The organism is Gemmatimonadaceae bacterium (assembly GCA_020851035.1).
Classification (GTDB): Bacteria; Gemmatimonadota; Gemmatimonadetes; order Gemmatimonadales; family Gemmatimonadaceae; genus JACMLX01.
In genome coordinates this window covers 256,585-278,159 of record JADZDM010000023.1, presented here as the reverse complement: position 1 = coordinate 278,159, position 21,575 = coordinate 256,585, and the positions used below count along the sequence as shown (strand labels likewise).

At 70.4% G+C, this 21,575-nt stretch carries 18 protein-coding genes; 12 read left to right on the top strand and 6 right to left on the bottom strand.

All coding sequences use genetic code 11. The features are described 5' to 3' along the window. Positions 1-10 precede the first annotated feature (10 nt). Positions 11-847 (bottom strand): alpha/beta hydrolase, encoded by an 837-nt coding sequence (locus IT355_16660; protein ID MCC7054906.1) that lies wholly within the window; start codon positions 845-847, stop codon positions 11-13. A gap of 415 nt (positions 848-1,262) precedes the next feature. On the opposite strand from IT355_16660, the gene IT355_16655 reads away from it, so the two are divergent. From IT355_16655 to IT355_16645, 3 genes are all read left to right on the top strand, one after another. Further along, a complete protein-coding gene (locus tag IT355_16655; GenBank protein ID MCC7054905.1) occupies positions 1,263-2,336 on the top strand; it encodes a hypothetical protein in 1,074 nt (357 codons plus the stop codon). A gap of 14 nt (positions 2,337-2,350) precedes the next feature. Continuing rightward, positions 2,351-3,265, top strand: coding sequence for an alpha/beta hydrolase (locus IT355_16650; protein ID MCC7054904.1), 915 nt, complete (start codon positions 2,351-2,353; stop codon positions 3,263-3,265). 448 nt (positions 3,266-3,713) lie between these two features. Next, positions 3,714-4,859, top strand: coding sequence for a DEAD/DEAH box helicase (locus IT355_16645; protein ID MCC7054903.1), 1,146 nt, complete (start codon positions 3,714-3,716; stop codon positions 4,857-4,859). 94 nt (positions 4,860-4,953) lie between these two features. Here IT355_16645 and IT355_16640 read toward each other — a convergent pair whose 3' ends face one another. From IT355_16640 to IT355_16630, 3 genes are all read right to left on the bottom strand, one after another. Next, on the bottom strand, positions 4,954-5,373 hold the full coding sequence (locus IT355_16640; GenBank protein ID MCC7054902.1) for a prepilin-type N-terminal cleavage/methylation domain-containing protein: 420 nt from the start codon (positions 5,371-5,373) through the stop codon (positions 4,954-4,956). A 77-nt stretch (positions 5,374-5,450) separates the two neighbouring features. Continuing rightward, positions 5,451-6,107: an HAD family phosphatase gene (locus tag IT355_16635; GenBank protein MCC7054901.1), complete on the bottom strand. Its 657-nt coding sequence runs from the start codon at positions 6,105-6,107 to the stop codon at positions 5,451-5,453. Next, positions 6,104-7,435, bottom strand: a complete 1,332-nt coding sequence (locus tag IT355_16630) for an amidohydrolase (GenBank protein ID MCC7054900.1) — start codon at positions 7,433-7,435, stop codon at positions 6,104-6,106. The genes IT355_16635 and IT355_16630 overlap by 4 nt, the downstream gene beginning before the upstream one ends. An 83-nt stretch (positions 7,436-7,518) precedes the next feature. On the opposite strand from IT355_16630, the gene IT355_16625 reads away from it, so the two are divergent. From IT355_16625 to IT355_16605, 5 genes are all read left to right on the top strand, one after another. Continuing rightward, a complete protein-coding gene (locus IT355_16625) occupies positions 7,519-8,598 on the top strand; it encodes an ATP-dependent 6-phosphofructokinase (GenBank protein ID MCC7054899.1) in 1,080 nt (359 codons plus the stop codon). A gap of 214 nt (positions 8,599-8,812) precedes the next feature. After that, on the top strand, positions 8,813-9,502 hold the full coding sequence (locus IT355_16620) for a hypothetical protein (protein ID MCC7054898.1): 690 nt from the start codon (positions 8,813-8,815) through the stop codon (positions 9,500-9,502). Between the two features lie 49 nt (positions 9,503-9,551). Continuing rightward, complete coding sequence (locus IT355_16615) at positions 9,552-10,838, top strand: MFS transporter (GenBank protein MCC7054897.1); 1,287 nt, start codon at positions 9,552-9,554, stop codon at positions 10,836-10,838. A gap of 97 nt (positions 10,839-10,935) precedes the next feature. After that, complete coding sequence (locus tag IT355_16610) at positions 10,936-11,772, top strand: hypothetical protein (GenBank protein ID MCC7054896.1); 837 nt, start codon at positions 10,936-10,938, stop codon at positions 11,770-11,772. Then, complete coding sequence (locus IT355_16605) at positions 11,769-13,733, top strand: hypothetical protein (GenBank protein MCC7054895.1); 1,965 nt, start codon at positions 11,769-11,771, stop codon at positions 13,731-13,733. Before IT355_16610 ends, IT355_16605 begins: the two co-directional genes overlap by 4 nt. A gap of 134 nt (positions 13,734-13,867) precedes the next feature. On the opposite strand, the gene bchE is transcribed toward IT355_16605, so the two are convergent. Next, entirely contained in the window at positions 13,868-15,589 is a 1,722-nt protein-coding gene (gene bchE, locus IT355_16600; protein MCC7054894.1) for a magnesium-protoporphyrin IX monomethyl ester anaerobic oxidative cyclase, read from the bottom strand. A gap of 173 nt (positions 15,590-15,762) precedes the next feature. Here bchE and IT355_16595 point away from each other — a divergent pair, with 173 nt between their 5' ends. The 3 genes from IT355_16595 to IT355_16585 all read left to right on the top strand — a co-directional run bounded on the left by IT355_16595 (position 15,763) and on the right by IT355_16585 (position 19,962). Beyond that, positions 15,763-18,420, top strand: a complete 2,658-nt coding sequence (locus IT355_16595) for a DEAD/DEAH box helicase (GenBank protein ID MCC7054893.1) — start codon at positions 15,763-15,765, stop codon at positions 18,418-18,420. Between the two features lie 233 nt (positions 18,421-18,653). Beyond that, a complete protein-coding gene (locus IT355_16590; protein ID MCC7054892.1) occupies positions 18,654-19,283 on the top strand; it encodes a TetR family transcriptional regulator in 630 nt (209 codons plus the stop codon). Between the two features lie 76 nt (positions 19,284-19,359). After that, positions 19,360-19,962, top strand: coding sequence for a sigma-70 family RNA polymerase sigma factor (locus tag IT355_16585; protein ID MCC7054891.1), 603 nt, complete (start codon positions 19,360-19,362; stop codon positions 19,960-19,962). 267 nt (positions 19,963-20,229) lie between these two features. Here IT355_16585 and IT355_16580 read toward each other — a convergent pair whose 3' ends face one another. Then, positions 20,230-20,904: a CGNR zinc finger domain-containing protein gene (locus IT355_16580; protein ID MCC7054890.1), complete on the bottom strand. Its 675-nt coding sequence runs from the start codon at positions 20,902-20,904 to the stop codon at positions 20,230-20,232. 90 nt (positions 20,905-20,994) lie between these two features. Here IT355_16580 and IT355_16575 point away from each other — a divergent pair, with 90 nt between their 5' ends. Further along, entirely contained in the window at positions 20,995-21,570 is a 576-nt protein-coding gene (locus tag IT355_16575) for a DUF84 family protein (GenBank protein MCC7054889.1), read from the top strand. The last annotated feature ends 5 nt before the right edge of the window (positions 21,571-21,575 follow it).

Genomic DNA, 21,575 nt, shown 5'->3' with positions numbered 1-21,575 from the left:
CGGGTCGCCGTCACTGCTCCACGAGCGCAGTGATGATCCTGGCCAACCGCTCGGGTGATTCCTCGGGGAGGAAGTGCCGCGCCGACTCGATGATCTCGAGGGTCGATCCGCGGATGGCCTGCTGCAGGCGTCGCGCGGCGGCCGTGGTGAGGAACGGGTCGTGGGCGCCCTGGATGATGGCGGTGGGGGCGGGCACCGACCCGAGCCTGGCGCCGATCTCGAGTGTGTCGGCGCTGTCGAGCGCCTCGAGGTGCGCCACGAGGAGGTCGCGTCCGGCCGGCGTCGCGAAGCCGCGGACGTACCGCTCGATGGATCGGGCCGCGAGGTCGGCGTCGACGTAGCCGCGCGCGAGGTCGGTCTTGAGCACGCCGAGCACCCAGGTGGCTGGAAGATGGCGCGTCAGTGGCAGTGTGGCGCGCGCCATCTTCACTTCGCGCGAGGGCCAGTCGTCGAACGACACGCTGCTGATCAGGCAGAGGTGCGACACGCGATGCGGCGCCTTGACGGCCACGGCCTGTGCGATGCCACCTCCCACGTCGTGGCCAATGAGGCAGGCGCGATTGATCCCGAGGAGGTCGAGCAGGATCAGGAGCCGGTCGGCGTGCGCGCGGATGTCGAGCGGCAGCTCGCCCGGGGGATCACTCCGGCCGTAGCCCAGCAGGTCGAGCACGACCACGCGCCGGCCATCGGGCAGCAGCGGGACGAGGTCCTGCCAGAGATGCGACGAGGTGGGGAAGCCGTGGATGAGGACGAGGGGCTCACCGCCACCCCGCGTGCCGGCGGCGTAGTAGTAGAGGCGTGCGCCGCCGACGTCCAGGAACTCGCCGCGCACTACACCACCGTCCATGTCTCGTGGGGGAGAATCCGGCCAGCTCCAGCTGCTCGGCAGGTGCCGATCGTGAGGGCGAAGCGCCGTGCCTGCCGGTGAGCACCGGCATCACCGCCGACCCTCTATACGCTACGCCATGATCGTGCCGCCGCAAATGTGGCTTTAATAGCTTCGGAGGCGCCGCCGTATTGTGTATCGTCCCGCTGAGTGGGACTTCCCGTTCGTCCGGAGCGCAAAATGCCCCGCACCCATGCCGTGACGCCGTTCCTGTGCTAGCTTGGAGGTTGTTGTGGCGCAACGTGTTCCGTCCGCTACCCCTCCTGTGACCGATCTCCCAGAACTCGAAACGGGCCTCCCGACCGCACCGCTGACGCCTCCGGCTGACGCGCCCGCGGCTCCGCCCCCGCCTCCGCCGAAGCCGGTACTGCCCGACATGCCCGACTCCACGGTCCGGGTGCCGGTGCGCTGGCTGATGCGTGAGGGCACGGGAGCGGTGCAGTACCGTGCCATCGTCGAGCTCGCAAAGTTGAAGGCGCCACTCGAGGCGCAGCCGGTGACGCTGGCGCAGGCATCGGCGATCCGCTGCGCCGTGACCATGCACCTCGACGGCACCTGGGGCGGACGGCTCTTCCCGCTCCCCGGCGCGGCGCCGCACACCGCCACCTTCTCGGCGTTCCGCCACCTGCTCGAATGTGGCTGGGATCGTGACTCGCCCCCGCTGGCCGTCTCGCGCCGGTTCCTGTTCCGTCTCCTGGCGATGGACGAGGATCCGTTCATGCTGTTCGAGCTGGCCGAGTCGGTGGCGGGGAACAAGGAGCTCGCGAAGCGCGTGCGTGCGAACGTGCGCGTGGAGGCGGCGGCGCTGCTCGCGCAGGCTGGCTACGAGCGCGACCCGCGCGTGCGCGGGGCCGCCATCCGCGCCACGCAGCGCGTGATGGACTACCTCCGCTCGCCGCTGGCGGCGAAGCCGTGGATCCGCGTCGGGAACAAGCAGGTGCTGGCCAGCGAGGCCGCGCCGCCGACGATGGGCTTCCTCCGCATGGCCGCCTTCATGCCCGAACTCCGCACCGAGTACCACATCGGCATGGAGCTGCTGGGCAAGCACCTGATGCAGCCCGAGCCGCGGCAGGAGCCGGTGCAGCTCATCGAGGGCCAGCTCGTGCCGGTCCCGAACGCGGTGCTGGGTGACCGGCTGCCGCATCGCAACGCCCTCGAGGCCGACGTGCCGGCGGCGCTGCACTGGCTCGAGATCATGGTGCGCCTTGGCGTGTTCCGTCGCCATGAGCCGTGGATCCGCATGTTCGAGCGCTTCGTCGAGAGTGCGGATCGGTACGGCGTCTGGCATCCGATGAAGGGTGATGCGATGCCGGCCACCACGGCGCCGGAGCTCATCGGCTGGTTCCCGCTCGAGGATGCCTCCACCGAGGGTGAGCGTCGCTGGAGCGACGTGACGCTCCGCGTGTCGCTCATCGCACGGCTGATCGGGCGCGACCTGAACCTCGTGTAGCCGGGGTGCTCCGCGTGCCGGTGTCGAAGCGCGCGGTGCCGATCGTTGCCGGCGAGATGTATCCGGCACACGACGCGTCGGCCACGGCGCTGCAGGTGCGGCTCGACGACGGCGAGCGGGTGCGGGTGGTGCAGACCGGCGACCCGGCGGCACCACCGATCGTGCTGCTGCACGGCTGGGGGTGCACGGCGTATGCGTGGCGGCACTTCGCCGGTCCACTGGCCGCGGCCGGCTGGCGTGTCCTGGCGGTGGACCAGCGCGGGCACGGGCTGAGTGACCGGCCCGCCGATCCCGCGCTGTACACCCGCGAGGCGATGGTGTCGCATGTGGCCGCGACGATGGATGCCCTGGGGATCACCGGGGCGCCGGTCATCGCACACTCCATGGGTGGCATGGTGGGGATGAGCCTCGCGCTGCGAGCGCCTGCGCGCGTGCCGCGCATCGTGCTGCTCGGGAGCGTGGGTTTCGGCGTGGTCGACCGCGCGGCCTGGACGCAGCTCATGCCCCCCTCGCTGACCGGACGGCTCCTGCCGGGCAGCATCCCCCGCTGGGCGATCAGCTTTGCCCTCCGGCGGTCACGCGGCGAGGCCGGCCTCTCCGATGGCGAGCGCGAAGTCGACGAATACTGGGCGCCGACCCAGTTCCCCGACTTCCTCAACGCCATGCGGCTGCTGCTCCACGAGTTCCGCTGGTCACCCTGGACGCCGACCGAGCTGGCCGGTTTCCGCCAGCCGATGCTGGTGATGTTCGGCGACCGCGATCCCGTGGTGCGCCCGCAGTCGGTGGTCCCGACATTGGCGCGCATGCTCCCGAATGCGGCGCTGCACGTGGCCCACGGGGCCGGCCATGTCCTGCATGAGGAGCGCCCGGCCTGGACACTGACGCACGTGCTGCCATTCCTCGGTGCGCCGGCGTTCGTGACTGGATGAGGTCGCTGGGGGCGTTTCCGCGCGCGGGTGTTCCGCGTCCCCGGGGGTGAGTACGTTCCACCTCGAACAGCTGCCCGCGCCTGGGCGGCATGTTCACCGGCGGTACGCGTCCCCCTGATGCGCCACCTCGCCGGCGTCCCACGCGACGAGCACTCCGTGCACCCGCGGTGATCGCCCGGACGGTCCGCGACGCTTTCCGTCGCGGCCGGGGGCGGTCCCCGTGACGGCACCGGACCCCGGGACCGCTGCAGCCAGCTTCACAGGTCGGCGCAAGCCGAACAGGCGACCTGGAAGCAACACACCACACCGAGTGAATTCACGGACACGACGCCCACGCAGTGGCGGTCGCGCGCGCCCCGCTGGCGCAGGACCGACCACCGTCAGTGAGGCGGAACACAACCTCGTCCCGGAGGCCGTCGAGGAGACGCCCGAGACGATCGCCGCGCAGGTGGCCGCCGACGAGGCCCGCACGACCTTCGAGCAGCTCGACCTCGATCCCCGCCTCCTCGCCGCCGTGCGCGAGGCCGGCTACGAGTACCCGACGCCGATCCAGCGCGATGCGATCCCGCTCGCACTCCGCGGCTCCGACATCATCGGCCTCGCCCAGACCGGCACCGGCAAGACCGCCGCGTTCACGCTCCCGCTGATCAGCCGCCTGCTGGATGGCCCGAAGCGCACGCGCGCGCTGGTGCTCACGCCCACGCGTGAGCTGGCGCTGCAGGTGGAGGAAAGCGTGCGGAAGTACGCGCGCGGCACCGGCATCGAGGTGGCGCCGATCTTCGGTGGCGTGCCGTACGAACCGCAGGAGACCGCGCTGCGCCGCGGGGTGGACATCGTGGTGGCCACGCCGGGCCGCCTGCTCGACCACCTCGAGAAACAGAACATGGTGCCGGACGACCTCGAGGTGCTGGTGCTCGACGAGGCGGACCGCATGCTGGACATGGGTTTCGCGCCGCAGATCAACCGCGTGGTGGAGCAGATCCCGAAGTACCGCCAGACGCTGCTCTTCAGCGCCACGATGCCGCCCGAGGTCGAGGCGCTGGCCCGCAAGTACCTGCGTCGCCCGATCGTCGTGCAGGTGGGTCGCCGCTCCAGCGCGGCGGTGACGGTGGCGCACGCGGTGTACCCGGTGCCGGCCGAGAAGAAGGTGGACCTGCTGGTGCACCTGCTGCAGCAGCCGAAGATGGACTCGGTGCTGGTGTTCACGCGCACCAAGCACGGGGCGGACAAGGTCGTCCGCAACCTCGAGAAGAACGACATCGCCTCGACCGCGATGCACGCCGACAAGACGCAGGCGCAGCGTATCAAGGCGCTCGAGGGCTTCCGCGACGGCAGCATCCGGGTGCTGGTCGCGACCGACATCGCACAGCGCGGCCTGGACATCAACGGCATCTCGCACGTGATCAACTACGACGTGCCGCAGCAGGCGGAGGACTACGTGCACCGCATCGGCCGCACGGGCCGCGCCGCGGCCACGGGTGACGCGGTGACGTTCATGGCCCCGGACGAGATCGCGATGGTGCGCACGATCGAGCGCGTCATCGGGCAGCAGATCCCGCGCGTGTCGGTGCCGGGATACGATTTCGGCTCGTAGGTCGTGGGGCCGGCGCGGCGGACGTTCCCGCCGCGCCGGCATCGTGGACGCTGTGCACGGCGCCGAGCCTCTGGATCCGAAGCGCCGCCGAACGTCAGGCCCGGCGGATCCGCCCGATGCGCGAGACGGCGAGCGCCGTGGTGGCCGAGCCGCGACGCAGGGTGATCGTGGCGGTGGCGGCACCCCAGCCGATGCCGGTGGGGCCGAAGGCGATGGAGTCGCGGGTGGTGCGCAGCTCCACACCGTAGCTCTCGAGTCGCAGCGTGCTGATGGTGTCGGCGCCGGCGATCACCGTGAGCGTGCCGGCGGCCGAGTCGATGCGGACTGCCGTGCGCCGCGCGGCGGTGAGTGCGACGCTGCGGGCGTCCGCCAGGGTGCGGGCCGCATCGGCGGCAGCCAGGCGCACCGTGATGCGGTCGCGCATGCCGATCAGCGCAGGTGCGGCGATGCCGGCGAGGATGGCGGAGACACACAACACCAGCAGCAGTTCCGGCAGGGTGAAGCCTGGGCGCATGGGGCACTCCGGGTGACGGGAGCGCCCATGCTGGCCGGCGCTGCGTGCGTGCGCCAGCCGAAGTCACGCACTCGGCATCATTCGAGTGCGAGCAGGGCCGGCACCGCCGCCATCCTCGACACCACGAACGTCGCACCGGCGGCCTGCATGTCCTCGACGCGCATCATCGCGGCATAGCCCACCACACGCATGCCGGCGGCGAGCGCCGCCTCGATGCCGAGGAGCGAGTCCTCGATCACCACACACCGCGACGGTGCAACGCGGAGCCGTTCCGCCGCCAGCAGGAACACGTCGGGGCTTGGCTTGCCGTGTGCGACCTCGGTCGCGCTCGTGATGCGGCCCGCGAGGCGCGGGAGCAGGCCGGTGATGCCGAGGGTCGTGCGCATCTTGTCGTGTGACCCGCTGCTGGCCACGGCATACGGTGTGCCCGTCCCGTCCAGCCGGTCGAGGAGTGCCTCGATGCCGGCCACGGGCTGCAGCTCACGGGCGAAGGCGGCATACGCGCGCTGCTCGAGCCCCGGGATGAAGTCCGGCGGCACCGGCCCGCCGAGCTGCGACGCGATGATCTCGAGGCAGCTCTTCATGGACCGACCCATGTAGGTCCGCAGGTTCTCCTCCGGGGTGTACGGCAGCCCCAGCTCGGCCAGCATCGCGGAGAACTCGCGGTTCATGATCGGCTCGCTGTCCACCAGCACGCCGTCGCAGTCGAGGATGACGGCGCCGGGCCGGCTCACTTGAGCGGGCCCAGTGGCGGCACCCCGTTGAGCAGCGCATCGATCGCGAGCACGCTGAGCGCCTTGACGCCGGTGGGGAACGCGGCCTCGTCGACATCGTACATCGGCGAGTGGTTGGCCGGTGCGCTGAGGGGATCGCGTCCCTTCGGCGTGACGCCGAGGAAGAAGAACATGCCCGGCACCTTCTCGAGGAAGCGCGAGAAGTCCTCGGCCGGCATCGAGGGGGCGCTCTCGAGCACCTGCGTGCCGCCCAATGCGTTGCGGAGGGTCGTGGAGGCGCGGCCGAACCAGCGCGGATCGTTGCTGGTCGTGGCGTACCCCATGGAGATCGTGACCGTGGCCGTGGCACCGCCGGCCGCGGCGTACTGCTCGGCGATCGTCCGGATCTGGGCCGCGGCGCGCTGCCGGGCGGTCTCGTTGAAGGTGCGGAAGGTGCCGAACATCACTGCGCTGTCGGGGATGATGTTCTCGCGCACGCCGGCCTGGAACGCGCCGACCGTGACGACGGCCGGGCCGGCGGTGAGGTCGATGTTCCGGCTCACGATGGTCTGCAGCCCCGAGACGATCTGCGCCCCGATGACGATCGGGTCCACGCTGCGCCAGGGCTGCGCGCCGTGTGCCTGCCTGCCGTGGACGACGATGCGCCAGTTGTCGCCGCTGGCCATCAGGCCGCCGCTGCGGGTGGACACCGTGCCGGTGGGCCCGGGCCAGGTGTGGAGGCCGTAGACCGCCTCGACGCGTGGGTTCTCGAGGGCGCCGGCCTCGATCATCGGCTTCGCGCCGCCGTCCGGGGCACTTTCCTCCGCCGCTTGGAAGAGGAAGGTGACCGAGCCCGGCAGTGTTGCCTTCATGCCCGCCAGCACCTCGGCGGTGCCCATGAGGATGGCGGTGTGCGCGTCATGACCGCAGGCGTGCATCACCCCGACGGTCTGGCCGTTGTACTGCGTGCGTACCTTCGAGGCGAACGGCAGGCCGGTCTGTTCGGTGACCGGCAGTCCGTCCATGTCTGCACGGAGCGCGACCGCCGGTCCCGGCCGGCCGCCGCGGAGCACCGCGACGACGCTGAATGTGCCGCCGACGTTGGTGCGGACCTCGAGTCCAAGCGACCTCAGGTGCGCGGCGACCACGCCGGCCGTGCGCTCCTCGGCGTAGCTCAGCTCCGGATGTTCGTGCAGGTCGCGCCGCCAGCTCACGACCTTGGGGGCGACGCGGGCGATGCGGGTGTCGAGGTCGCGGAGCACGCCGGCCGGGAGTGGCGGGGTCGTGGGAACCTGGGCGGCGAGATGGCCGGCGGCGAGGCTCAGGCAGGCAAGGATCGGGAGACGCATGAACGAATTCTATGCGCCCCCGTGGGAACATGGCCCGGGCCGGTTACTTTCCTTGGCTGACTCCACACCCAAACACCAACGTCATGCGCATTGCCCTGTCCACCGGTGGCGGCGACGCCCCGGGCCTGAACGCAGTCATTCGTGCGGCTGTCCTCTCCGCCCTCGATCGCGGATGGGAAGTCCTGGGGATCAAGCGCGGCTACTATGGCCTCCTCGGCGAGGATGACGTGGTGCCGATGACCCGGGACATGGTGGCCGGCATCGGGCACCTTGGCGGGACGATCCTGCGCACGACGAATCGTGGCAACCCGTTCTCATATCCGATCCCGAACGGTGACGGCACCTACCGCGAGATCGACCGCTCGGACGAGGTGGTGGCGAATTCACGGGCACTCGGCATCGACGCGATCATCACGATCGGTGGGGACGGGTCGCTGTCGATCGCGCAGCGGCTGGTGGAGAAGGGGATGAAGATGGTGGCCGTGCCGAAGACGATCGACAACGACGTGAGTGGCACGATCACCACCTTCGGCTTCGACACCGCGGTGACGACGGCGATCGAGGCGATCGACAAGCTGCACACGACGGCCGAGAGCCATGACCGGGTGATGGTGCTGGAAGTGATGGGCCGTGACGCGGGCTTCATCGCGCTGCATGCCGGCGTGGCCGCGAGTGCGGACGTGGTCCTGATTCCCGAGATCCCGTTCGACGTCGAGACGGTGGTGAAGAAGATCCGCTCGCGCGACCTGGCCGGTCGCCGGTTCTCGATCGTGGTGGTGGCGGAAGGCGCGGTGCCGGTCGGTGGCGAGGAATCGATCATGGGGCCGTCGATGCCGGGGCAGGCGAAGCGTGTGGGTGGCATTGCCGGCCCGCTGGCGCGGATGCTCCAGGAGAAGACGGGCAAGGAGGCGCGCTCGATGGTGCTCGGCCACCTGCAGCGTGGTGGCCAGCCGACCGGGTACGACCGCCTGCTGGCGACCCGCTTCGGTGGCGAGGCGGTGCGGGCGGTGGCCGAGGCGCGGTGGGGCCACATGGTGGCGCTGCACTCGCCGAACATCGTGACCATCCCGATCGTGGAGGCGCTGCGCGAGGTGAAGCGCGTCGACCCGAACCACGACATCGTGCGCACGGCGCGCGCGACCGGGATCTCGTTCGGCGACTGACGCTGGACGGGAACTTTCCGCTGTGACGTCGGTGGTGGGACAGCTGTCCACCCGAGTGGACGACGCACACCGGAGGCCGGGGCGGGGGGATGCCCGTAAGTCGTTGCACGGCGAGCAGTTGGCGCTTTGGGGCGACGTGGCACCGACCCTGCTTCCCGGGGGTATGAGCGTCGGGCACGCGACCGATGCACACACCGGTGAAGGAGACAGCGCAGTGAGACGTACGGGGCTCTTCTGGGGCATGCTGGTGACAGGGATGGCGGGCGGCGCCGCGGCGCTGCCCGCGCAGTCCCCGTCACAGCCCGACGTGCCTCCCGCGTACGCCCCGCCAGCCGGCATGTGCCGCGTGTGGTTGCGCGACGTGCCTCCGGTGCAGCAGCCGGCACCGACCGACTGCCGTTCAGCGCTGCGAGCCAAGCCTGTCGGGGCCACGGTCATCTACGGGCCCGAGGTGCGCAGGAGCGGGCTGCCGGCGAACGACTGGTCCCGACCCCTCGTGCGTCCGGCGCGCGACGAGGAGCGTGCCCGGGCGGGCCTGCGCGGCATGCGTGAGCCCTGCACGGACGTGAACCGCGATGGTGCGTGTGCCGTGACCGGCGACGGGTGCATCGACGCCCGCGACGCACGCTGTGACGACACGACGGCGCTGCCGGGGATGCGCAGTGCGATGCAGTGGATCGAGGGGCAGCGACCGGCCGAGCTGCAGCGCTGGTTCGGAGGCCTGAACGTGGCGGCGCGGTTCCCGATGCCGCCGCGCGGCGGACTGCCGGATCGGGTCCAGTGGTTCGACAGCGACGGCCGCCTGGTGCAGATCTGGACGGACCGCAACGGCGACGGCCGGGCCGACCGCGTGGAGATGTTCAGCCGCGACGGTGCCCGCACGCGGGTGGTGGGCCAGCCGTAGCACCGGCGTCGTCGCCGCGCGTGGCCGCACCGCCGCGTAGACTTGCGGCATGATGCCCGCCGCCGCGCCCAGCGCGTCCCAGCGCCTTCGCTCGATCGTGGGCGGGTCGGTCGGGAACCTCGTCGAGTGGTACGACTGGTACGCCTATTCGGCCTTCTCGCTCTACTTCGCGAAGGCCTTCTTCCCGCCGGCAGACCAGACCGCGCAGTTGCTGAACGCCGCAGCGGTGTTCGCCATCGGGTTCCTCATGCGCCCGCTCGGCGGCTGGCTGATGGGCCGCTACGCCGACCGGCACGGGCGCCGCACGGCGCTGACGGCGTCGGTGCTGCTGATGTGCGCCGGGTCGCTGCTGATCGCCATCACGCCGTCGTACGCGCGCATCGGCGTGGCGGCGCCGGCGCTGCTGGTGCTCGCGCGGATGATGCAGGGCGTGAGCGTCGGCGGCGAGTACGGGGCGAGCGCCACGTACCTGAGCGAGATGGCCGGCCAGCGCCAGCGCGGGTTCTGGTCCAGCTTCCAGTACGTCACGCTGATCATGGGCCAGCTGCTGGCGCTCGGGGTGCTGCTGGTGCTGCAGCGCACGATGACGGTGCCGGCGCTGGAGGCGTGGGGCTGGCGCATCCCGTTCGTGATCGGCGCCGCCTGTGCGCTGGTGGCGGTGTACCTGCGCCGCGGGATCCACGAGACGGCGGCGTTCACCGCCGCGCGCGCGGGAGCGGCGGGGCCGGGCGGCTTCGCGAGCCTGCGCCTGCATCCGCGCGCGGTGGCGACTGTCTTCGGCCTCACCGCCGGCGGCACGGTGGCGTTCTACACCTTCACGACCTACGCGCAGAAGTTCCTCGTGAACACCGCCGGGTTCTCGAAGGCCGACGCGACGACGGTGTCCGCCGCGTCGCTGGCGATCTTCATGTGCGTGCAGCCGGTGGTCGGGGCCATCTCGGACCGGGTGGGCCGCCGGCCGGTGCTGATGGCCTTCGGTGTGGTGGGCACGCTCGGCACCCTGCCGCTGCTGACGGCGCTGGCGCAGGTGCGGTCGACCGCCGGTGCGCTGCTGCTGCTCACGCTCGCGCTGCTGGTGGTGAGCGGCTACACGGCGATCAATGCGGTGGTGAAGGCGGAGCTGTTTCCCACCGGTGTGCGCGCGCTGGGGGTGGCCTTCCCGTACGCGATCGCCGTCTCGGTGTTCGGCGGCACGGCGGAGTACCTCGCGCTGTGGTTCAAGCAGCTCGGGCACGAGGGGTGGTTCTACTGGTACGTGTCGGCGTGCATCGCGGCCTCGCTGGTGGTGTATGCGACGATGCCCGAGACGCGCCACAGCGCCGTGATGACGGACTGAGCACACCGGGTTGCCGCGCGATGGTCACCTGATCAGGTGGCCTGTCGTGCCCGTGCCTCGCGATATGTTCTCCGGCATCCCGAGACCTCTCCGCGCCATGATCCGGTCCCCGCTCCGTCACCTGATGTCGTCGCTGCCGGTGCTGGCCGCACTGGCCGGCTGCCGCGCCACGCCGGGGGCGCCCGCCGCCGCGCCGCAGCTGGGCCAGTGGATCTGGACGCGAGGCGACGTGGACCGCTTTGCCGAGAGTGCCGGCGTGCGTCCCGGCCTCGAGGCAGGCATCTACATCGGCTCGGTGGGCTGCGACGCACGCACGATGCGCCTCGTGCCGCGCGCCGGCCTGGCGGCCACGGCGACGCACACGGCCGACGTGACGGTCGTGATCCGGTTCGAGGATGGGCTGGACCAGTGCCGCACGCCGGCTGACGGCGCGCACCGCTTCGACCTCGCACTCGACAGTGCGGTGCAGGTGCTGCGTGCGCGTGCCGGCGGCGCCACGGTGCGTGCGGTGCAGCTGGACCACGACGTGCCGCAGCGCGCACTGGCCGCATGGGCGCGCAGCGTGTCGTACCTGCATGCGCATGCCCTGGCCGCGGATGACGTGTGGGTCACGTCGCTGATCGCCCACCTGCGTGAGCCGACGTACGGGGACCTGTTCCGCGACGTGGTGGCGGGCCACGTCCTGCAGGTGTTCGACACCGGGGAGCCGGCCACGGCACGCCAGGTGGATGAGGCGGTGGCGCTCGCGCAGCGTGCGCGGATGCCGTTCCGCCTCGGGCTTGGCGCCTTCGAGCGCCGGACGCGCCGTGGACTCACGGACCATCGCGCGTGGTTCGCGACGGTGCCGCAGTTCGCCGCACTGGAGGGCTATCGCGGTGTGTGGGTGTTCCCGGCTGGACAGCGCTGGATCACGTTCGTGGGAGAGATCGGATGACGAGGCGATCGGTGCTGGTGGCATCGTGCACGATGTGCGTGGCGACGGTGGCGTTTCCCTGCGGCGTGTCGAACAGCTTCGACGTGGACGGGCCGCTGGTGAGCGCGGCGACCTTCGGCGAGCGCGGCATGCTGCCGTTGCGGGACCTCGACTTCATCTCGCGCGACGAGGTGCGTCTGCTGCCTGGCTTCCTGCGCGCTGACAGTGCGCGCTTCGCGGGGCTGATCGGGCGGGCGCCGCTGCAACCGTACGCCTGGGACACGACGGTGCGAGTGCGGGTGCCCGAGCCGACCGGTGCCGCGATCGTGGCGGCGTGGGGAAAGGGTGATGCCCAGCGCGCGCTGCGAGAGGCGGGGCTGGTGGTGGCGCAGGTCATGGCGTTGCCGGTGTCGGACGACGCCGGCCGCGACTCGCTGCTGCGGCGAGCGGTGGAGACCATCGAACTGGCACCGGCCGTGCTGGCCGCGCCACAGGCCATGCGGACCGCGGCCTTCGAGCGGCTGGCGGCGCCGATCCGGGCGCTGCCCATCGACTCGATGCCCGCCCTCCTCGCGCGTTCACCGCAGTCCCCGCGCCGCGCCACGCTGGAGTATGCGGCGCTGCGGCTGGCGGTGCGGCACGGCCTGCCGGACGGCACGCGCGAGGAGATTGCGAAGGCGGTGCCGGCGGCGCGCTGGGATTCGCTGCATGCGGCACACCGGGCCTGGCTGGCGCGGTATCCGCAGCACCCGTATGCGGGGCTGGTGCAGTTCAGCCGGATGCGGCTGTTCTTTCTCGCGTCGCAGGCGGACAGCACGTGGGACACCGCGGTCGCGCTCTACGGCGAGTATCCCGTGCGGGCGGCGGCCGAGATGCGGTACCTGCTGACCACGTTCATGCCGGCGCCGCCGCGGTTGCTGTCGGATGCGCGGGTGCCGATCGAGGTGCGTGCCGCGCTGGTGGGGAACCTCCATCCGGGGCGCGCGGCGTGGGAGTCGCTGATGCAGGCGGCGGTGGCGAACCGCGGTGCGCCGTGGTCGGAAAACCTCGAGGAGCGGCTGCTGGCCATGCTGGCGACCGACTCGGTGGCGCCGCTGCGGCTGCCGCAGTCGATGCCGTCGTGGCGCGCGACCGCGTCACCCTTCTGGCGGCACATGTGGGCGGTGAGCATGCTGCGCGCCGGGCGGCTGGATGAGGCGGCGAGGTTCGCGGGCGGCCCGCTGGTGACGGTGGCGCAGGATTCGCTGCTCGCGCCCGAGTCGGCATACCTCGCGGCGCGCATCCACATGACCCGCGGCGACTGGGCGTCGGCGGCCACCACGCCGGGCCTGGACCAGTGGACGCGTCGCTACATCGTGCGGGTGCTGGCACCGGACAGTGCGGTGTCGCGGATTGGCGCCGTGGCGGATCGCGTCGTGTCGCGCGAGGCGCGACTGGTGCTGGCGGTGCGGGCGGCGAATGCGGGACGCTGGACCGAGGCGGCCGCGCAGGTGCAGGCGTTCGACGCGGCGCGTGCCGCGCGCTACACGCGGCTCGGCACCCTGGCGGGCGACACCGGAAGCGACGCCGGCCTGCTGCGATATGCGACGGCGCTGGCGGCCGGCGGCGGGACGGTGTTCTACGAGCAGTCGCGCTACTTCTACCGCGGGATGATGAACCGCGACTACACGCTGTATCCGCGATACGTCGAGGAGCACCCGCCGGTGTGGGACCTGCCGTGGACGCGGTCGCACGAGCGGGCGCGGATGTTCGCGTCGCTGCGGGAGGGCTCGGAGCGCTGGCTGGCGCTGCGGGCGTTCGTCTCGTATCTCGCGCGGCCGGGGGTGACGGCGGCGCAGCGGCGCGCGGCAGTCAGGGCGGCGGATCGTACGTATCGCGCGCTGCTGGACACCGATCCGAGCCGGAATGATTCGGGGTATTGGGCGGATTCGTTGCCGCGGAGCGCGGAGGCACAGGCGATCCGGCGGGCGGGGCGGCGGTAGGGAACGGCCGCGCCGGCCTGCTGCGGCGGGGTGTGGCGGCCCTCGTCCGCTGCGGCACTCCGGCCGGATGCAGCGAGGCGGCGGTGGATGCCTGCTCCACCGCCGCCTCGCTGGTCATGCTGACGCGTGTCCGGTCAGCAGACCCGGATTCCCTCGTCGTCGCGCGCGTGCGGATCCACGCCGTCGATCACCTCGACCGCCTCCAGCACCGCCGCCGCCGATTCGTTGGCCGTGGTCTTCATCGTCGAGCGCTTGGGCGTGATGAACTCGTCGGCCGGGATCTCGTGGCCGGCCACCAGCACCATCGGCGAGCAGTTCGCCACGCCGCTGGCCACGCCGTGCACGTGCTGGATCTCGCGCTTGCTCTTGAGGCGCACCAGCTCCTGCTTGGACGTCGTCTTCGACTCGTCGAACTGGAAGTCCACCGTGCTCTGGCCCCAGTAGTTGATGCGGCCCAGGTCGTAGAACTTCCGCTCGAAGGCGCTCTTGAGGTACGCCTTCAGGCAGCCGCGCAGGTACTTCCGGCGGTACGGGTCCTTGTCCCACAGGTAGCCGCCGGTGGCCTTCTTGAAGTAGAAGCGGCGGTAGTTGTGGAGCACGCCCTTCAGCACCTCGTCGCGCGTCATCGTGTCGGGCTGGATGATCGGCGTCACGAAGTTGTACTTGGCGTAGTCGCGCACCTCGACCTTGTCGCCCAGCTCCTGGAACAGGTCGGAGAAGGGCCACGGCGTGTAGCAGTTCCAGTTGACGAGGTCCGGCTTCCAGTCCTGCGCCATGTTGTACGTCTCTTCCAGCGTCTCCGGGGTCTCGTTCTCGAGGCCGACGATGAACTGGGCCTCGGTCACGATGCCGTTCTGCCGCAGCAGCTGGATGGCCTTCTTGCTCTGCTCGACCTTGATCTCCTTGTTGAAGCGGTCGAGCTTGAGCTGCGCCGCCGCCTCGGTGCCGAGCGACACGTGCACGAGGCCGGCCTTCCGGTAGAGCGGCAGCAGCTCCTCGTCGCGCAGGATGTCGGTGACGCGCGTGTTGATGCCCCACTGCACGGGCAGGTTGCGCTTGACCAGCTCCTCGCAGAGCTCGACGAACTTCTTGCGGTTGATCGTCGGCTCCTCGTCGGCAAGGATGAAGAAGCCGATCTTGTGCACCGTCACCAGCTCCTCGATCTCGTCCACGAACTTCTTCGGGTCGCGGGTGCGGTACTGGCGCCAGAACTTCCACTGCGAGCAGAACGAGCAGGTGAAGGGGCAGCCGCGGGCGAAGTTCGGGATGGCGACGCGGCAGTTGAGCGGGATGTAGATGTAGCGGTCCCAGTTCAGGATGCCCCAGTCGGGCTTGAGCGTGTCCAGGTCCGCGATCGGCGGGTGCGGCTTGGTGGCGACCGGCTTGCCGTCCTCGAGGTACGCGATGCCCTGGATCGTGCTGCGTTCGGCCGGCAGCCGGCCCTCTTCCAGCGCCCGCATCAGGTTGACGACGATCTCCTCACCCTCGCCGCGGACGATCACGTCGATCCAGGGGGCCTCGCTCAGCACCTGGCCGTACATGAACGTGCCGTGCACGCCGCCCAGGACGGTGAGGCAGTCGGGGTGGATCCGGCGCACCATCTCGAGCGTCTCCTGCGCCTTGTAGATCGCCGGGGTGATGGCGGTGGCGAGCACGGCGGCAGGCCGCTCCTCGCGCAGGATCTGCTCCAGCGCGGGATCCTCGATGTTGTCCGTCATCGCGTCGATGAAGCGGATGTCGGTGTACCCTGCCGCCTTCAGCGCGCCACTCAGGTAGGCCACCCACGCCGGCGGCCAGTTGCCGGCGATCTCGGCACCACCAGAGTGGTAGTTCGGATGAATCAGCAGGATCCGCATCGGAAAAGCCTCTCGTGTCGGCGGGGCCGACGGATGGAGCACTGGGCGCTGACGTCGCACCCATGGGTAACCCTCTCCGCGAACATGCCGGTGCTTTGGGGACCCCACCAGTCGGGATTTCCATGGCAGCCGTGTCAGGCGTTCTCCTCCTGACGGCAGCGTAGATTCGACCCATGCGAGACACCCGCGATCGGTACCTCCCGCCCGACCCCGACGCCTTCAAGGCCGCCCGTCCCGAGCGCGGACGCATCATCGTCATCGCCCCCACCCGTGCGGCGTGCGAGACGATCGAGCTGGCCTTCACGCTCAACATCCCGACCTACCTGGAGCAGCACCACGGCGCCAGGCTGCGCGAACTGGCGGCCAGTGGTCAGGGATTCGGCATCGTGGCCGGCACCGGCACCGGCAAGACCCTCGCCGTCCGGCCCATCGCCGAGACGATCCTTGGCGAGGCGCTGCGGGTCGGGGTCGTCAACCGCGAGCGTGAGGCGACGCCCGACACGCCGAGCTGGAACGTCATCATCGTCACCACGGGCATCGCGCGGCGCTGGTTCCAGGACGGTGACATCGACCACCGCGACACGCTGGTCGTCGACGAGATCCACCAGACCTCCGCCGAGCTCGAACTCTGCCTGGCCCTCGGCAAGCGGGCCCGCTGCCGCTACATCTGGCTGTCGGCCACCGTCGACCCGACGTTCTACGCGAAGTACCTCGGCAGCCACGACGTGCTGGAGGTCTACAGCTTCGACGAGGCGAAGAAGGCGAAGGTCGAGGTGCTGACGCGGAGCCCGGCCGACTTCCTGGACGACAAGTTCCTGAAGAGGGTGATCGCCGAGCGGCGCGGGGTGGCGATGTTCATGCCGACGCGCGCCGGCACCGAGGATGCCGCGCGACATGTGCAGGAGAGCTTCCCGAAGATCCACGCCCAGCACTACCACGGTGGCGAGCCGATCCGCGTGATCCGGCCGTACCTCGAGGAAGGGGGCGTGGACAAGCCCTTCTTCCTCTCGATGACGGCGGCGGGCCAGAGCGCGATCACGGTGCAGGGCCTGGACACGGTGATCATCGACGACACGCGGTTCACCAACATGGTGGACAAGGGGCGCAACGTGCTCACGCGCGTGCACCTTGGCGCGAACGAGCTGCTGCAGATGGCGGGGCGCGTGCACGGGCGCGTGGCGGGCGGCCGGGTGTTCATCCTCTCCGACCGGCGCATCCCCTTCGAGACGCTCAAGCCCGAGCTGCCGGAGTTCCAGCTCGCGGGCGACAGCGAGCGCGTCGCCATCACCTGCGCGGCCCTCGGCGTCCGCGCCGACGACCTCGAGCTGCCGGTGCCGCTGGACCGGATCGCCTACCAGCGGGCGCTGCGCCTGCTCGAGACGCGCAACATCGTCGCCAACGGGCGGCTGACGGACTACGGCCGCGCGGTGGAGAAGATGCCGGTGGAACGGCCGTGGGCCGAGCTGCTCGTCAACAGCGACGACGACCTGGTGCCGTATGTGGCGGTGATGAGTGGGGTGGAGAGCCTGCACCGCATGACGCGCGAGGACCGGAACCTGGATGGGCTGCTCATCCCGGGGAGTGATCACCTCACGGCCTACAACGTGTACCGCGAGGCGTTCACGAAGTACGGCTACGTGGGGAACGTGTACGGGCTCCCGCGCCAGCTCTTCCACGAGGAGATCGCGGAGTGGGCCGAAGTGAAGGGCGTGCTGGTGAAGTCGCTGGAGGATGCGGCGCTGGCGATGGCCAGCGTGTACCGCTCGCTGAATGCGCCCCTGCCGACGGAGCTGCCGAAGGCCACGGAGGCAACGCGGGCACGCTTCAGCGAGCTGCTGGCGCAGGTGATGCCATTCGACCTGGTGATCGACGAGCAGACCGCGTGGGGTGAGAGTGCGCGGGTGGGCAAGACGAGTGTCTGCGGCAGCTGGGGCGCCGTGACCGGCACGCTGCGCTTCTTCGCCGATCGCATGGGGATCCCGCGCGCGTCGATCGAGGGGACGCAACTTGCACCGGCGCTCATCCGGCGGTTCGCCGAATACGGCGAGTCGACGCTGGCCTACGACCCGCACCGCAAGCAGGGCCAGCTCGTGCGCACGCGCCGGGTGACGTACGCCGGGTTCGAGCTGGAGCGCGAGACGGCGGTGATCGACGAGTTCACGCCGGAGGTGGCCGACGCGGCGCGCGACGTCCTGGCCGAGGCGTTCGCGACGGAGCGGATGCGGCATCCCGCCGTCGAGCGCAACCGCCCGATGATCGCCGAGGCGCGGGAGGTCTGGCGCCGCAGCGCGGCGACGACGGCGCGTGTGTCGCAGGCTGACCTGGCGTCGTGGTACCGCGCCCGGCTGGGTGACGTGGAGTCGGTGCAGGACCTGCGGCACCTGCCGCTCCGGATGTCGTGGGACGACTGGATCACGCCCGAGGAGCGCGCGCGCTACGACGACCTGCCGCACCAGCTCACCGTGCGCGATCGCCAGGTGGTGATCGAGTACGACGTGGAGGAGCACGATGACGGCACGTACCTGGGTGTCGCGCGGCTGCGGCTGCCGGAGAAGCTGGCGCGCACACTGGTGACGGAGGAACTGCCGCCGTTCGACCGGCCGTACCGGTTCATCGTGCCGCGCGGCCAGCGCGGCTCGGCCCGCGGCCGCACGCTGGTGGAGCTGCGGGAGGCGTTGGATGCGCCCTGGATGCCCGACGAGCTGGCGACGCTGGGTGACCAGTACGGGCACCGGAAGGGAGGCCGTGATCGGGCGCGCGAGGAATACCAGCGCGGGAAGGAGCGGCGGGCGGTGATCCCGCCGAAGCGTCGGGGGCGCAAGGGGCGCTGAGCCGGCCGCCCGAGCAGCAACCGCAACGACCTGAACGCAACCTCGGAAAGGGGCGCGAAGGGGCGCAAACGACTGAACGGTAGGACTGATCGGTCTAGTCCTGAAAGGAAGTTCGGGCGTTCGTGATGGCACTTCTCTGATTTATTGTCGCGCAAGTCATTCAATTGAAATGACTTGCGCGATTTCGCATGCGGGGGTTGTAAATCGGACTGACCGGTCCTAGTATTCTGGCCATGAATCCTCGCCGCTCCCAGATCCTCGATGCCGCCGCGGTCCTGATCGGGCGGCAGGGGTACTCGGCGACTTCGATCGACGATGTGATCCGGGAATCGCGGTTGAGCGGGAAGAGTCATTTCTACCACTACTTCCGTAGCAAGGAAGAGCTCGGTTACGAGGTGCTGGACCGGCAGTTCGAGCGGTTTGCCGAGCGTGGCCTGGCGATCCTGCGGGAGCCGATGATCGACCCGTTGGAGCGGCTGCACCTCTTCATCGACTCCCTGGTGGCGGCGCACGCGGAGCGGGGGTGCCACGGCGGGTCGCCGTTCGGGACGCTGGCGGCGGAGATGGCGGACGCCCACGAGGGGTTCCGCCTGCGGATCGCGAAGGTGTTCGCGCGGTGGGCAGCGCAGATCCAGTCGCTGCTGTGGGAGGCACGGCCGCAGTTGCAGGACGACGTGGACGCGGTGCGGCTGTCGCGGTTCATCATCGCGGCGCTGGAAGGCGGGCTGATGATGTCGCGGGTGAAGCGGGACATCGAGGTGCTCGACGGCATCGCGGTCGACCTCAAGCGGTTCATCGCGACGCACCTGCGCGAGCCGGTGCCGGCGCCTGCATCCACGGTCGAGAGGATGGCGAATGCCTGACTTCGCACAGGGGCCGACGGAGCCCTCGCAGGCCGGATTCGGACGGACGACGACGCGACCCACTCTGGAGCACATCATGGCTGCCACGCAGCATTCGGAACTTGCAGGAACGCCGGAGCTGGTGCTCCATGGGCGCGCGCGCTTCGAGGCCGAGGCGATGGTGCACCTCGATGCGATGTACAGCTTCGCGCTGAAGCTGTCGCGCTCCCGCGACGACGCGGAGGACCTGGTGTCGGACACGATCCTCAGGGCGCTGGAACGCTGGGAGCAGTACCGCCTCGGCACCAACATCCGGGCGTGGTTGTTCACGATCCTGTACCACGTCTTCGTGAGCCGGAAGCGCCGTATCGACGCCCGCGAGGTGCAGGCGACCGACGAGACGGACGGGTGGGGCGCGTTCGAGCCCGTCGGTGAGGCGAATCCGGAGGCGCGCTTCTACGAGACGTTCCTCGACGCCGAGATCACCTCGGCCATCGATGCGCTGCCGGACGAATATCGTGCGGCGGTGGTGCTGAGTGACATCCACGAGCTGCGCTATGCCGAGATCGCGCACATCCTCGGCGTGCCGGAGGGCACGGTGAAGAGCCGCCTGTTCCGCGGGCGCCGCCTGCTGCAGAAGAAGCTGGTCGGCTATGCGATGGATATGGGGTACATCAAGTCGGTGCCCGAAGCCGCCTGATCGTCTCGGGGCTCCTACGCGGGTCGGGATCGTCAAGAAGGTTCACGCGGAAAACGCGGAAGTCGCGGAAATGCACTACACCGCTTCCATCGCCGCCGTAGCTCGAGACGAAGAAATGCTGTAGGAACTGCGCTCACGCTCGCGGAGTTCCTACAGCATTTCTTCGTCTCGAGCGACGCAGACACGCGCCGACAGGCAGAACTTTTCCGCGTTTTCCGCGTCTTCCGCGTGAACCCTGTTCGCGATTCCGACCCGCGTAGAAGCCGGTCAGGACGCCGTGATCGGCCGGAAAGACGTGATGGTCGGCGCGCTGCGCATCGGCTCGCGTGCCCGATGGCGGGCCGCCTTGGCGCGGTTGCCGCAGGTGGCCATGTCACACCAGCGGCGGCGGCCGTTCTTGGTGCTGTCGAGGAAGACGCGACGGCACCGCGGGTCGCTGCAGCAGCGCACGCGTCCCAGCTCGCCGGCGATGAGCGAGTCGGCGCCATCGTCCACGATGGGCATCATCAGCGCCGCGAAGGCGTCGCCGCCGGCCACGAAGTTCCGCGTGTAGACGCCGTCGCTGCTCAGCTCCAGGCGGCGCGTGCCGGCACTGCGCCCGAGGACGCGGTTGATCTCCGCCACGGCCTCGGTCCGGGCGTCGCCGGAGACGGCGCCATGCTCCGCGAGTGCCCGCAGGGCGCTGCGCACCCGACGCGCGTCGAGCAGGGCCGCGGTGGCACCGGCCGGTTGCTGTTCCGCGCGTCGCATGATCGCCAGCCGACGGTCCTGGTCGATCACGCCGACCGCGGCGAGCCATTCCAGCATCGTGCCGAAGTCACGGAGTGCGTCGCGGCGCACGCCGAGTTCGATGTCATCCGTGTTGACGAAATCCAGCCAGAGTCGGTCGCCGACGAACACGAAGGTGCGGCGATCCGATGGGGCGACGACGAGTGCGGACACGAGGACCTGCGCTGAGGGGATACAATCGACGTTACCCCCGGAACGGGGCTCCGCAAGCAACGGACCGGCGCATTCCGATACTTTTCGGCCATGAGCACCAGAGCGCTGCTGCCCGGCGTCCGACGCGTGGCGGTCGGGTCCCGGAATCCGGTCAAGGTCGCTGCGGTCCGTGCGGCACTGGCGCGGTGTGCCTGCCCAGCCGCCGTCACGGGCTTCGACCTCCCCTCCGGCGTGCCGCCCCAGCCGGTCGGCGACGACGAGACGCTGGCGGGCGCCCGCAACCGGGCGGTCGCAGCGCTGGCCGTCGATCCCGGGGCCGACCTCGGCGTCGGGATCGAGGGTGGCGTGGTGCGGGATGAGTCTCCCGAGGGCACCCACCGGGTCTGCGCCTGGGCCGTGGTGGTGGACCGCACGGGCACGATGGCCCGGGGCGGCTCGCTGGCGATCCTGCTCCCGCCGGTGGTCAGCGCCCTGCTGGACCAGGGGCTGGAGCTCGGCGACGCGATGGACCAGGTGGCGCAGACGTCAGGAACGAAGCACGGGGGTGGCGCCGTGGGCGTGCTCACCGCCGGCGTCGCGCCGCTGCAGCAGTCGTACGAGCTCCTGGTGACGTACGCGCTCTCGCGCTGGATCTCGGCCGAGTTGTGGGCCCGCCCTTCCGGCTGAACACC